The sequence below is a fragment of the Rhizobium sp. P1_E6 genome (genome assembly GCF_056405875.1).
The window spans coordinates 145,943-159,520 of sequence record NZ_JBFUBG010000021.1; the positions used below are offsets into that span (position 1 = coordinate 145,943).

Consider the following 13,578-nt stretch of genomic DNA (forward strand, 5'->3'; position numbering starts at 1 on the left):
CCCGCCGACAATGAGGACTACGCGTCATCATCGTCTTCACCGGCGATCGTTCCCGTCAGTCGCATGCCTTCGATCCAGGTGGCGCCATTCTCGCGGATGACCTTTCGCGGACGAACGCCACAGCGTTCGCGCACGGCATCGGCCAGTTGCACCGAGTGGGTGACGATCCAGACCTGGCTGCTCTTTGACGCTTCCGCGATCATATCGGCGAGCGGCACCAGCATATCGGGATGCAGGCTCGCCTCAGGCTCATTCAAGGCAATGAGCGCCGGCAGCCGATAAGAGAGCAGTGCAGCGGCAAGGCCGAGGAAGCGAATCTGCCCGTCAGACAGTTCGCGCGGATGAAAGACCCGGTGCGGGAAATCCGGAAGCATCAAACCGAATTCCGCCGCCTCGCCCGGTTCCGGCACGACGAGCCTTGCACCGCCGAGCGCCGATGCCAGGATGCGATCAAGCTCGACCGTATCCTGCCGCGTATGGGCAATCGTCGCAAAGACGGCGGCGAGATTGGCCCCATCCTCGTCCAGCATGGGGCTGGTGACGGCAAGGCATGGATGGCGAAGCGGAGAAGCCCTGTCCGTGCGAAATCCGTGGAAGAAGCGCCAGTTGTTGACGATGCGGCGAAAGGCGGCAACTTCGGGAAAATGGCCGGCATCCCCGAGGAGCGCAATCGCAGTTTCCGATGTCAGCGCCTCGTCCGGATAATCCTGCATCCGTCCCGTACCATCGCGGACGGAGATGCCGGGGCCGGCGCGCTTCATCATCGTCACCGCGCGGCGGCCGGTTTCGACGGAAAGCTCCTCGGCCTTGATCTGCGGTCCCAGCGCGAAACCCGCAGCCGCCTCCGACGGGCGCAGCCCGGCCTCGACATGATATCGGAATGTGACGGCCCGCTCCTCGTCGATGATCTCGACTTCCAGGCGGATGCGCGCAGGTCCGTCGGACTTGGGACGCGTGCCGGACCAGAGGGCCGAGAGCATGCCGCCTTCAGCCGCAAGCTCATAAGCCAGCCGCCCGCGAACCGCCGCCTGCACAAGCTGTAGGGCACGATAGAGATTGGACTTGCCGGCGCCGTTCTCGCCGAGAAACAGCGTCGTATCCGCCAGATCCATGCGGATCGAGCGCAGTGACCGATAATTCTTGGCAAACATGGAGCGAAGACGCATGCTTCCGCTTTAGCGCAAAGCAACGTTAAAAAGAATGGGCCGCAACGCGCTCCGGCGATAGTTGCCGGGATACGGGTACGAAGCGTGAGTCCCCATCGGTCGCCATGTCATAGACCGTATGCTTTTCCAGCGCCTTCGTCACCTCGTTCAGATCGCCGTCGAGTTCTTCTGCGGGAATGAGATTGCCGATGACGAAATCGAAGCGGTCGCCCTTCTTGTTCAGAAGTTCATAGAAGACAGTCATGTCGCGCAGTTCCGTCGACCATTTGGCAAACCAGTAGAAAAGCCCGGAATTGCGCGCCGTCATGTGAACGGGCAGGATCGGCAGGCCGTATTTGCGGGCAAGGCCGACGGCAGACGTTTTCCACGGCCGCTCGTTCAGCCGTCCGTTCGCCCAATAGGCGATACGGCCCGAAGGGAAAAGCACGGTCGCCTTGCCCTCCTTCACCGCATGATTGGTAAGCTGCAGCGTCTCGCGCGCCTTGAGCTTGCTCTTGAATTCCTCTCGCCATTCGACCGGTATGATCATTTCCGCAAAGCGCGGATTGACGCGCACCGCATCGCGGTTGGCGAAGAACATCATATCCGGGCGGCGCGTGTTCAAAAGATCGAAAACGGCCACGCCATCGGCAATGCCGGTCGGATGATTGCTAACGAGAATGAAACCGCCGGATGCCGGAATGCGCTCGGCATTGGTAACGCCGATATCAAGCTTCAGCAGATTGCTCATATATTCGAACGACTGGAAGCCCGGCATGTTGGCGACGTCATTGGCGAATTCGATCGCCTTATTGTAGCGCAGCAGCGTGTAGAGAAACGGCCGCATGAGTGGCCAAAGAGGATGGCGGACGATCTTCTGTCCGCGCTCGGCAATCAACGTATCGACGATATGGCCGGGCTTTCCGTGTGAAACCAGGGCAATCGCTTCCGCGAGTTGTCCAAAGGCCGTCATGGAATCGCGCCGTGCCATGAAAATTCCTGTCTTAAGGGAGCGATAAGCTATCTCAATGAATTATGATCGATACATGACAAGGGCTTGGCAAGCATTAGCAATTCCATAACGCCACTGCTTCAAAATTGGCGTCATCGAAAGCAAATTCAAGAGCCGAAGCCCGTGAATGAACTCCTGATCATTGCCGACCCGCACCTGATGACCGAACGCAGCGCCTGGCTCGAAAACCTCGCCCGGGAGCGCCGTCTCTCTGCGCATACGCTTGATGCCTATGAGCGCGACACACGCCAGTTCCTGACCTTCATGACCGGCCATCTCGGTGGCCCGACGACGCTGCGCGATGTCGAAACGCTGCGCGCGGCAGACTTCCGCGCCTTTCTGGCCGCCCGCCGCAAGGAGGGCTCCGGTGCTCGCTCGGTAGCCCGCAATCTCGCCGGCATACGCTCCTTTCTGCGTCACCTTGAAAAGAAGGGACTTGTGAATGCGGCAGGCGCCGGCGCCGTGCGGTCACCGAAGCAGCCGAAATCCCTTCCCAAGCCGCTCTCCGACAAACAGGCCATCAACGTTGTCAGCAGCGACGCCCAGCTCCATGACGAGCCGTGGATTGCCGCGCGCGATGCCGCCGTCATGACGCTGCTTTATGGCTGCGGCCTGCGTATTTCCGAGGCGCTCGACCTGACGCCGACAGATGTCCGAACCGGCGCCACCACGCTGCGCATCACCGGCAAGGGCAACAAGACGCGCCTTGTGCCGCTGTTGCCCATCGTTTTCGAAGCCATCGAGAAATACCAGCAGCTCTGCCCCCTTCATCTTGACGAAGGCGAGCCGCTGTTTCGCGGCGCCCGCGGCGGCAAGCTGCAGGCAGCCATCATTCAGCGCGCCATGCAAAAGCTGCGAAGCGCCTTCGGCTTGCCCGAGACGGCGACCCCGCATGCGCTGCGCCACTCCTTCGCCACCCATCTCCTTGCCGGTGGCGGCGACCTGCGCACCATTCAGGAGTTGCTCGGCCATGCCAGCCTCTCCACCACCCAAGTCTATACCGGCGTCGATGCATCAAGGCTTCTGGAGGTGTATGATAGGGCGCATCCCCGCGCATAAGCCTTCGTTAACGCTGTCTCTTAAAGGAATATGCGCAAGCCCGGCGTAGAGCATGAGGCTTGAAGCACATGTGACCGGATTACCATCATGACGATCTCCATCGGCCACCGGACTTTCCATATCGCGCAGCCGGGCAGTATCCTGCTCTGGCTGATCGCCGCGTTTCACATGCTGCTTGCCGCCGCACTGCTCGCTGTCATCTTTTCCGTGACGCCAGCCGATGCTGCCGAGGATAGCTGCACCGGAAAGAACCTGCTTACCGAGTTGCAGCAGAACGATCCCGCCCGTTATGCCGAAGCCGTCAAGGAAGCGGATGCCACGCCGAACGGCAAAGGCATTTTCTGGAAGATCGAGAAGTCGGGCCTGAAGCCATCATGGCTGCTCGGCACCATGCATGTCACCGATCCGCGCGTGTTGAACCTGCCGCCACGTGCCCAGGAAGCCCATGACGACGCCGATACGATCGTGATCGAATCCGACGAGATCCTCGACGAGAAGAAGGCGACCGCAGCCCTTCTGATGAAGCCCGACCTGATGATGTTCACGGACGGCACCACCATCGAAAAGCTTCTTTCCCCTGAAGATTACACCCGCCTCGAAGCCGGGTTGAAGCAACGCGGCATTCCGCTCTCGGCCGTTTCCCGCATGCGGCCCTGGATGATTTCAAGCGTCGTGGCACTTCCTGCCTGCGAGATCGCCCGCAAGGCGAAGGGCGTGCAGTTCCTCGACCAGAAGATCGCCGCCGATGCGGCTGCCGAAGGCAAGCAGGTCAAGGGGCTGGAAACCCTGGCCGAACAGCTGCAGGCCATGGCCGAGCTGCCGGTCGCATTTCATCTGAAGTCGCTGATCGAGACACTCGAGCTCGGAGCCAAGATGAACGACGTCGTCGAGACCATGACCGACATCTATCTCTCCGGCGATATCGGCATGACAATGCCGATGTTGAAGACCGTCTCGCCCGAAGGCAGCGATGAGGACAGCGATTACGCTGCCTTCGAACAGCGCGTCATTCTTGATCGCAACAAGGTGATGGCCGAACGCGTCGCACCCATCCTCGCCAACGGCAACGTCTTCATGGCTGTCGGCGCCCTGCATCTGCCGGGCAAGGACGGGGTTATCGAACTGCTGCGCCAGCAGGGCTTCACCGTCACAGCGGTGAACTGACCTGCTAGAGCCTTTAACCGATTGTCATCCGCCGCAAGACATCGGTCTTCCAGTAAAACTGGTGAACCAGCGCGCCGAAGACATGGGCAGCAATGACGATCCAGAGGATCAGCTTCAGGACGTCAGCATGCAGCGATCCCAGCGCTTCCGCACCGAAATAATATGCCGCGATGCCTGACGCCGGCAGGGCGAGCAGCAGCAGATAAAGGCTTGTATGCGCGAGCCGCGCGGCAAGCCGAAAAATTGCCGGCTCGTCTGCGGATTCAGGCGGTACGCCCTTCACGAAGCGCAGACCGAGCCTGAGGATCGTCACGAGCAGGATTGCGATACCGACATAGGCGTGGATATTGGCCGAAGCGATCTGTTCCGGCGATGGCGTGCCGCCATGACGGACAAGCCGGTACCAGGCATTCATGCCGTCAGGCAAAAGAAGATTGAAGAGGACCAGGAGCACGGTCGCCCAGTGAAGGAAACGCTGGGAGAGGCTGTAGCCGACAACGACGCGATCATTCATTTTCTTGGCTTTCGTCAAATAGTTAGCGAAACTTGCCTACCAAATAAAAACGCCGCCTGCCCGAAGGCAAGCGGCATTATGAATGATTGCTGATATTTAATCTTACAGATGGATCGGCTTGAAGAACGCGGCGAGTGCTGCCTCCTTCACGGCTTCCGACATGGTCGGATGCGCGTGGCAGGTGCGGCCGAGATCTTCTGCAGAGCCGCCGAATTCCATCAGCACGGCGATCTCGTGGATCATCTCGCCGGCACCGAAGCCAACGATATGGCCACCGAGCACGCGGTCGGTTTCCTTATCGGAGAGGATCTTGACGAAGCCGTCCGTCGCCAGCATGGCGCGGGCGCGACCGTTGGCCGAGAACGGGAACTTGCCGACCTTGTAGGCGACGCCTGCAGCCTTCAGCTCTTCCTCGGTCTTGCCGACGGAAGCGACTTCCGGCTGCGTGTAAACGACGCTCGGGATGACGTCGTAATTCACATGGCCGTGCTGGCCGGCGAGGATTTCGGCAAGCGCGACACCCTCGTCTTCGGCCTTGTGCGCCAGCATCGGTCCCTGCACGACGTCGCCGATCGCATAAATGCCCTCGACATTGGTCTTGAAGTGACCGTCGATTTCGACGCGACCACGATTGTCGAGCTTGACGCCTGCTTCTTCCAGACCGAGGCCTGCCGTGTAGGGAATGCGGCCAGTGGAGATCAGAACGACATCGGCTTCGAGCGTCTGGGTAGAACCACCGGCCACCGGCTCGAAAGTCACCTTGGCGCCCTTGTCACCCTTTTCGACGCCCGTCACCTTGGAGCTCAGTTTGATGTCGATACCCTGCTTGCCCAGCATGCGCTGGAACTGCTTGGAAACATCGCCATCCATCGCACCGAGAATCTTGTCGAGATATTCGACGACGGTAACCCTTGCGCCGAGGCGCGACCAGACCGAGCCGAGCTCGAGGCCGATGACGCCGCCACCGACGACGATCATGGTCTCCGGCACCTTTTCCAGCGCAATGGCGCCGGTGGAGGATACGATGATCTTTTCGTCGATATCGACCTTGACGCCCGGAATGCCGGCAACGTCGGAACCCGTGGCGATGACGATGTTCTTGCCTTCGATTTCCTGAACCGTGCCGTCTTCGGCGGCCACAGAGACCTTGCCGGCGGAGACGATCTTGCCGGTGCCATGGAAGGTGTCGATCTTGTTCTTCTTGAACAGGAAGGCAACGCCATCGACGTTGGACTTTACCGTCGCATCCTTGTGCGCCAGCATCTTTTCGAGATTGAGCTTGGGAGCGGCGACTTCGATGCCGAGTTCTTCCATGTGATGCGTTGCATGGAACATTTCGGAAGCATGCAGCAGCGCCTTGGAGGGGATGCAGCCGACATTCAGGCAGGTGCCGCCATAGGTCGCGCGCTTCTCGACGACGGCCATCTTCAGGCCGAGCTGGGCAGCCTTGATTGCCGCGACATAGCCGCCAGGGCCGGTTCCGATAACAATCACATCATAGGACATTGCTTTTTCCCTTTGCGTTATTGACTAGCGCCCGCCGCTCACATTGAGGATCGCGCCTGTTATGTAGGAGGCCGAAGGGGAAAGCAGATAGACGATCGCATCGGCCACCTCCTCCACCTGTCCGGTTCGCTTCATCGGGATCGATGAAGCCATTTCTTTCGGCTTGTCCGGCTGGCCGCCGGTAGCATGGATATCCGTTTCGATGATGCCGGGCCGAATCGCATTCACCCTGATGCCCTCATCGGCAACTTCCTTGGAAAGCCCGATCGTGAAGGTGTCGATGGCAGCCTTGGACGCGGCATAATCGACATATTGCTCCGGCCCGCCGATCACCGCAGCCATGGAGGAGATATTGACGATCCCGCCACCCCGGCCACCATGCTTCGTCGACATGCGCCGCACCGCCTGACCGGCGCAGAGGATGGAACCAGTCACATTGATCCGCATCATTCGCTCAAGGCGCTCGGCGGTCATCTCATCGACGCGGGCGATATAATCGACGACACCGGCATTGTTCACCAGTCCGTCCAGCCGCCCGAAATGGCGGTCGACCGCTTCGAACATCGACAGGATATCCGTGGCATTACCGACATCGCCCTTGATTGCGATTGCGTCTCCGCCGGCCGTCTTGATCTCCGAAACCACGGCGCTTGCCGCCGCCTCGTTCGAGGCGTAGTTCACCGCAATCCGCCAGCCCTGACGCGCAGCAACCAAGCAAGCGGCGGCACCGATACCGCGGCTGCCGCCGGTAACGAGCAAAACGGGACCGTCAGTCATTGTGCGCATCCCTTGAAATCGAGAACATCCCAAGGCGCGACCTTGGCCTTGCCGTCACCCCAGGCAGAAGATTGGCGGATCGCCGGGCCAAGGCCGGGAAAGACAATCTTTCCCGCTGCCGAGCTGTCGCCGGACTGCAGATTGTCGAGCCCGCCATCGGCAGTTGCGCGATAGACGAAGCCCTGCCAGACCGTGCAGGCATCGAGATCGGCACCCGTGACGTCGCCATCCGGGCAGTTGAACAACACCATGCCCATGGTCCGCTCCGGATCGTCGGAGGACATGACATAGCCATCCATGACGACTGAGGTCTTGAGCGCACTGAGCTTGAACCGGTGGCTTGACGTCACAGCTTCAGACGCAATCGGTGAAAAGCGCAGCTCATAGGCACCGTCGCGATCGGCGTAGATCGCCTTGCCCTGCTTGCACTCAGCGGCAATAGCCGAAGCCGGCGCGCAGGAAAGCACGGCGATCATCATCGCGACTATACCTTTAGTCAGCATGTGCCCTGCTCCGCTCATTGATGGTTCGGCTCTCTGCGTCCGTCAGCGTTCTCGGCGACCTGGAAATCCGTCAGCAGCACCAGCGGACGTCCGTCCTTGGYCAGGCCCCAGAACGCCGGATAGAAGCCGTCGCCCCAGCCGCTCCAGAACATTGCCACATTGCCCTTCTTGCCTTCCATCGGCCGGTGCAGGGCATAGACACCCTTGCTGGCATCGAGTTCGGAGGCGACTACGTCGTCGTAATAATTGACGTCAGAACCCGGCTTCTGAGCCTGCACCTGCTGCTCGCGTTGTCCGATCAGCACGAGCGTGTCGGCATCCATGTAGCTGCCAAGGCCGGCATCGACGGGATAACCGAAGATCTCGTCATCCTTCAGCGTTCCCACATCCTGACCCGGCAAAGTCGCAAGCTCCCAGTGATCGGGCTTGCCTTCGGCAAAGCGCATGCTTGCCGCCGCAACCCGACCGAAAGCCTCATAGAGCCGCACCGGATAATCGCCGACAGGAACCGTTTTCGCCAATGCCGGCCGATCCGGCTGTGCCAGTGGATCTGCGGCAACGATACGGCCCGAGGTCAGCTCGACATTGCCCATGTCGATAATCTTGATCGAGCGTGCGGAAAGCTGCGCATCATCAAGCGATACGAAGTCGAAATTGCTGCTCGCCTTGTTCACATCGAAGGCGAGAGTCGAGACCGGCACGAAGGCAACCGTGGCGCAGAATACTGCGCCCGCCGCTCGCATGATCCGGTCTCGCATCGCAGAACGCTCCGCTTAGAGGTCCAGAACCAGACGTTCCGGATCTTCCAGGCTTTCCTTGACGCGGACGAGGAAGGTGACCGCTTCCTTGCCGTCGACGATACGGTGGTCGTAGGAGAGCGCCAGATACATCATCGGGCGGATGACGACCTGACCGCCGATGGCGACGGGACGCTCCTGGATCTTGTGCATGCCGAGAATGCCCGACTGCGGTGCGTTCAGGATCGGCGAAGACATCAGCGAACCATAGACACCACCGTTGGTGATGGTGAAGGTGCCGCCCTGCATCTCGGCCATGGAGAGCGAGCCATCACGGGCAGCCTTGGCGAGACGGCCGAGTTCCTTCTCGATCTCAGCGATCGACATCTGGTCGGCGTCGCGGATGACGGGAACGACGAGGCCCTTGTCGGTACCGACGGCCATGCCGACATGGCAGTAGTTCTTGTAGATGAGGTCAGTGCCGTCGATCTCGGCGTTGACAGCCGGCAGTTCCTTCAGCGCATGCGTCACGGCTTTGGTGAAGAAGCCCATGAAGCCGAGCTTCACGCCATGCTTCTTCTCGAAGACATCCTTGTACTTGTTGCGCAGATCCATGACGGCCTTCATGTCCACCTCGTTGTAGGTGGTCAGCATGGCAGCCGTGTTCTGTGCATCCTTGAGGCGCTTGGCGATCGTCTGGCGCAGGCGCGTCATCTTCACACGCTCTTCGCGGCCGGCATCTTCGACCGTCGAAGGGCCGCGCGGCGCAGCAGGGGCAGCCGGGGCCGCGGCCGGAGCCGTTGCAGCCTTGGCGACGGCAGCGATGACATCGCCCTTCAGGACCTGGCCACGCTTGCCGCTGCCATCGACCTGATCAGCCGAGAGATTGTTTTCCGCCAGCATCTTTGCCGCGGCCGGAGCCGGCGGCATGGAGGATACGGAAGCGCTCGAAGCAGCTGCGGCAACGGCAGCAGCCGGTGCGGCAGGAGCAGCAGGCGTCGGAGCCGGAGCGGCAGGCGCTGCTGCCGGGGCAGCGGCAGCAGGAGCAGCAGCGGCACCTGCACCTTCGGCGATCTGGCCGAGAAGGGCGCCGAGACCAACCGTCTCGCCAGCCTGGGCGACGATTTCCGAAAGCGTGCCGGAAGCCGGAGCCGGAACTTCGATGGTCACCTTGTCGGTTTCAAGCTCGAGAATCGGCTCGTCGGCCTTGATGACGTCGCCGACCTTCTTGAACCAGGTGCCGACGGTTGCCTCGCTGACGGATTCACCGAGTGTTGGAACGCGGATTTCTGTGGCCATTGTTCAAATCCTGATTGTGCTTGTTATCGTGTTAGACGGCGGACCCGGCCTGCTGCCGGAGAATGACTGAGGGCATTGGCAAGACATCGAAACGAAAACCGAAGCCGGAAGTGACGATCGGGTCCGCATCGGCAAGGGCCTTCGCCGCCGCCTGATCCGCAACCTCGACGATGGCGACGCCGAAAGCCCCTTCACCCTCGAAGACAGGACCGACGGCAATCGCCGATCCTGCAAGAGCGTTCTGGTGCCAGTATTCGGCATGGCGCTTCATCGCCGCCATTTCCTCCCCGGTCCCGTCATGCGGGAATGTGGGGCGCGGCGGCACAAGTCTCATGAAGAAATATGCCATCGCGCTCCCCTCCTTTTGTTAGCCGCCCAGCGCATCCTCAAGGAACGCGGCGAGCTGCGACAGGTGCTTGGACATCAGGCCCGTTGCCGGCGAAGCGGCGGCCGGGCGTCCCGTGTAGCGAACGCGCTGGTACTTCGCATCGATATGGGCGAGCACCCATTCCAGATACGGGTCGATGAACGACCATGCACCCATGTTCTTCGGCTCTTCCTGGCACCAGACCATCTCGGCGTTGCGGAAGCGGGACAGCTCGTTGATGAGTGCCTTGGCCGGGAACGGATAGAGCTGTTCGATGCGCAGCAGGTAGATATCGTCGATGCCGCGCTTTTCGCGCTCTTCCAGCAGGTCGTAATAGACCTTGCCGGTGCAGATGACGACGCGACGGATCTTGGCATCCTTCTGCAGCTTGATCGGGCCGTCCTTGATGACCTCCGCATCGTCCCACAGGAGACGATGGAAGGAGGATTCGCCGGCCATTTCGGCAAGCGTCGAGACAGCGCGCTTGTGACGCAGCAGCGACTTCGGTGTCATCAGGACCAGCGGCTTGCGGAAGTCACGCTTCAGCTGGCGGCGCAGGATATGGAAGTAATTCGCCGGCGTCGTGACGTTGGCGACCTGCATGTTGTCTTCCGCGCAAAGCTGGAGATAGCGCTCCAGACGGGCCGACGAGTGTTCCGGACCCTGGCCTTCATAACCGTGCGGCAAAAGGCAGACGAGGCCCGACATGCGCAGCCACTTGCGTTCGCCAGACGAGATGAACTGGTCGAAAACGACCTGCGCACCGTTTGCGAAGTCGCCGAACTGGGCTTCCCAGAGCGTCAGCGCATTCGGGCGAGCCAGTGAGTAGCCGTATTCGAAGCCGAGAACGGCCTCTTCCGAAAGCATCGAGTTGATGACTTCGTAACGGCCCTGCGTCGGCGACAGGTTTGCCAGCGGAATGTAGCGCTCTTCCGTTTCCTGATCGTAGAGAACCGAATGACGCTGCGAGAAGGTGCCGCGTTCGCAATCCTGACCGGACAGACGGATCTTGTGGCCCTCTACGACGAGCGCACCGAAAGCCAGCGCCTCGGCCATCGCCCAGTCGAGGCCTTCGCCGCTCTGGATCATGTTGGCGCGGTTTTCCATGAAGCGCTGGATCGTGCGGTGCGCATTGAAGCCCGCAGGAATTTCCGACAGCTTGCGGCCGATATCCTTGAGCGTCTTCATCGGTACGGCGGTCTTGCCGCGCCGCTGTTCGTCGGCATTGTCGGCCGTGCGCAGGCCGGACCATTCACCGTCCAGCCAGTCGGCCTTGTTCGGCTTGTAGTGCTGGCCAGCCTCGAACTCCTGCTCGAGATGGGCGCGCCAGTCGGCCTTCATCTTTTCGACTTCGCCGTCGGTCAGCAGGCTTTCGCGAACGAGACGGTCAGCATAGAGCTGCAGGACCGTCTTGTGACCACGAATGACCTTGTACATCTTCGGCTGCGTGAAGGACGGCTCGTCGCCTTCATTATGGCCGTAGCGGCGGTAGCAGAACATGTCGAGCACGACAGGCTTGTGGAACTTCATGCGAAATTCCATCGCGATCTTCGCCCCATAGACCACGGCTTCCGGATCGTCGCCGTTGACGTGCAGGATCGGTGCTTCGATCATCTTGGCGACGTCGGACGGATAGGGCGACGAGCGTGAAAAGGCCGGGTTCGTGGTGAAGCCGATCTGGTTGTTGATGATGACATGCATGGTGCCGGCAACGCGATGACCGCGCAGACCGGACAGGCCGAGGATTTCGGCAATGACACCCTGGCCGGCAAAGGCCGCGTCGCCGTGGATCAGAAGCGGCAGAACCTTGGAGCGTTCCGACAGCGGGATGATGTCACCGTCCCAGACGGCTGCACTCATGTCCTGCTTGGCGCGAACTTTGCCCATGACGACAGGGTCGACGATTTCGAGATGTGAGGGGTTCGCCGTCAGCGAGACGTGCACCTTGTTGCCGTCGAATTCGCGGTCCGAGGAAGCACCGAGATGGTATTTCACGTCGCCCGAACCTTCGACTTCGTCAGGCGCGTAGGAGCCGCCCTTGAACTCGTGGAAGATGGCACGGTGCGGCTTGCCCATGACCTGGGAAAGCACGTTCAGGCGACCGCGATGGGCCATGCCGAACACGGCTTCCTTGAGGCCGAGATGACCGCCGCGCTTGAGGATCTGTTCGAGTGCCGGGATCAGCGATTCACCGCCGTCGAGGCCGAAGCGCTTGGTGCCCTTGAACTTGACGTCGAGGAACTGCTCGTAGCCTTCGGCTTCGACGAGCTTGGCGAGGATAGCCTTCTTGCCTTCAGGCGAGAAGGCAACGCCCTTGTCCGGACCTTCGATACGTTCCTGGATCCAGGCCTTCTCTTCCGGATTGGAGATGTGCATGAATTCGACGCCGAGCGTCGAGCAATAGGTGCGCTCAAGGATCTCGATCATCTCGCGCAGGGTCGCATATTCAAGGCCGAGCACGTTGTCGATGAAGATCTTGCGATCGTAGTCGGCAGCCGTGAAGCCGTAATTCTCGGGCGAAAGCTCGTGATAGTCTTCGACCGGAGCGGCGATGCCGAGTGGATCGAGCTTGGCGTGCAGGTGGCCGCGCATGCGATAGGCACGGATCATCATGATGGCGCGGACGGAATCGCGCGTCGCCTGCAGCACGTCGGCTGCGCCTGCCGGCTGACCAGCGGCTTCGGCCTTCGCCTTTACCTTGGTCTCGATGACCTTTTCGACGATGCCCCAGTCACCGTCGAGCGCCGAGACGAGATCGCCGCTTGCCTGAAGCGGCCAGTTTTTCTTGCGCCAGGAAGCCCCCTTGGCCGCCTTCTTCACATCAGCAGGATCCTCTTCCAGCGCCTTGAAGAAGGACCGCCACTGATCGTCGACCGAGTTGGGATCGTCTTCATAACGGGCGTAGAGCTGCTCGATATAGGCAGCGTTGGCGCCATCCAGAAACGAGGTGATCTGAAATTGCTCGTTGGCTTCTTGCCGTGCCATGGTGTTACGCGGACGCTTCCGCCCGCCTCCTGACTTAGATGAATTTGCCGGCTTCATCGCCGGCTGCCGCATTTCGATTGCCGCCTGTCCGCGGCGCATCCGTATTTCGCAAATGGAGAGCCGGACGGAAGCCGGAATGCCTTCTTCCGTCCGGGTATGTAAGTTGGCTTAGCCCTTGAGGACTTCAACCAGCGTCTTGCCGAGGCGGGCCGGAGACGGAGACACCTTGATGCCCGCCGATTCCATCGCCGCGATCTTCGATTCCGCGTCGCCCTTGCCGCCGGAAACCACAGCACCGGCATGGCCCATGGTGCGGCCCTTCGGCGCCGTGCGGCCCGCGATGAAGCCGGCCATCGGCTTCTTGCGGCCCTTCTTGGCTTCGTCCTTGAGGAACTGGGCTGCGTCTTCTTCAGCCGCACCGCCGATTTCGCCGATCATGATGATCGAGGTCGTGGCTTCGTCGGCCAGGAACATTTCGAGCACGTCGATGAACTCGGTGCCCTTGACCGG

The 13,578-nt window shown here is 60.8% G+C and carries 12 protein-coding genes and 1 pseudogene; 2 read left to right on the forward strand and 11 right to left on the reverse strand.

Going from position 1 to position 13,578, the window contains the following annotated elements; translation table 11 throughout:
• Positions 1 to 17 precede the first annotated feature (17 nt).
• Positions 18 to 1,166 (reverse strand): AAA family ATPase, encoded by a 1,149-nt coding sequence (locus AC1D35_RS13780; protein ID WP_113308263.1) that lies wholly within the window; start codon positions 1,164 to 1,166, stop codon positions 18 to 20.
• A 25-nt stretch (positions 1,167 to 1,191) separates the two neighbouring features.
• The gene (locus AC1D35_RS13785) at positions 1,192 to 2,136 is read right to left on the reverse strand and encodes a GNAT family N-acetyltransferase (RefSeq protein WP_113308264.1); all 945 of its coding nucleotides are present in this window, start codon (positions 2,134 to 2,136) and stop codon (positions 1,192 to 1,194) included.
• 144 nt (positions 2,137 to 2,280) lie between these two features.
• On the opposite strand from AC1D35_RS13785, the gene AC1D35_RS13790 reads away from it, so the two are divergent.
• Complete coding sequence (locus tag AC1D35_RS13790) at positions 2,281 to 3,216, forward strand: tyrosine recombinase XerC (RefSeq protein ID WP_477852253.1); 936 nt, start codon at positions 2,281 to 2,283, stop codon at positions 3,214 to 3,216.
• An 87-nt stretch (positions 3,217 to 3,303) separates the two neighbouring features.
• Complete coding sequence (locus AC1D35_RS13795) at positions 3,304 to 4,380, forward strand: TraB/GumN family protein (RefSeq protein ID WP_113308266.1); 1,077 nt, start codon at positions 3,304 to 3,306, stop codon at positions 4,378 to 4,380.
• A 13-nt stretch (positions 4,381 to 4,393) separates the two neighbouring features.
• On the opposite strand, the gene AC1D35_RS13800 is transcribed toward AC1D35_RS13795, so the two are convergent.
• From AC1D35_RS13800 to AC1D35_RS13840, 9 genes and pseudogenes are all read right to left on the reverse strand, one after another.
• On the reverse strand, positions 4,394 to 4,894 hold the full coding sequence (locus AC1D35_RS13800; RefSeq protein WP_113299160.1) for a cytochrome b/b6 domain-containing protein: 501 nt from the start codon (positions 4,892 to 4,894) through the stop codon (positions 4,394 to 4,396).
• A gap of 102 nt (positions 4,895 to 4,996) precedes the next feature.
• The gene (gene lpdA / locus AC1D35_RS13805) at positions 4,997 to 6,400 is read right to left on the reverse strand and encodes a dihydrolipoyl dehydrogenase (protein ID WP_477938702.1); all 1,404 of its coding nucleotides are present in this window, start codon (positions 6,398 to 6,400) and stop codon (positions 4,997 to 4,999) included.
• Between the two features lie 24 nt (positions 6,401 to 6,424).
• The gene (locus AC1D35_RS13810; RefSeq protein ID WP_113308268.1) at positions 6,425 to 7,177 is read right to left on the reverse strand and encodes an SDR family oxidoreductase; all 753 of its coding nucleotides are present in this window, start codon (positions 7,175 to 7,177) and stop codon (positions 6,425 to 6,427) included.
• Positions 7,174 to 7,680, reverse strand: a complete 507-nt coding sequence (locus tag AC1D35_RS13815) for a hypothetical protein (RefSeq protein ID WP_477833790.1) — start codon at positions 7,678 to 7,680, stop codon at positions 7,174 to 7,176. The genes AC1D35_RS13810 and AC1D35_RS13815 overlap by 4 nt, the downstream gene beginning before the upstream one ends.
• A gap of 14 nt (positions 7,681 to 7,694) precedes the next feature.
• Positions 7,695 to 8,438, reverse strand: a complete 744-nt coding sequence (locus AC1D35_RS13820) for a DUF4241 domain-containing protein (protein ID WP_477938704.1) — start codon at positions 8,436 to 8,438, stop codon at positions 7,695 to 7,697.
• 15 nt (positions 8,439 to 8,453) lie between these two features.
• Entirely contained in the window at positions 8,454 to 9,716 is a 1,263-nt protein-coding gene (gene odhB, locus AC1D35_RS13825; RefSeq protein ID WP_477852256.1) for a 2-oxoglutarate dehydrogenase complex dihydrolipoyllysine-residue succinyltransferase, read from the reverse strand.
• Positions 9,717 to 9,747: 31 nt separating this feature from the next.
• Positions 9,748 to 10,065 carry a YciI family protein gene (locus AC1D35_RS13830; RefSeq protein ID WP_113308272.1) on the reverse strand — a complete coding sequence of 106 codons (318 nt, stop codon included), beginning with the start codon at positions 10,063 to 10,065 and terminating at the stop codon, positions 9,748 to 9,750.
• 18 nt (positions 10,066 to 10,083) lie between these two features.
• Entirely contained in the window at positions 10,084 to 13,068 is a 2,985-nt protein-coding gene (locus AC1D35_RS13835) for a 2-oxoglutarate dehydrogenase E1 component (protein ID WP_113308280.1), read from the reverse strand.
• Positions 13,069 to 13,236: 168 nt separating this feature from the next.
• Positions 13,237 to 13,578: pseudogene (locus AC1D35_RS13840) on the reverse strand (succinate--CoA ligase subunit alpha); the annotation flags it as partial.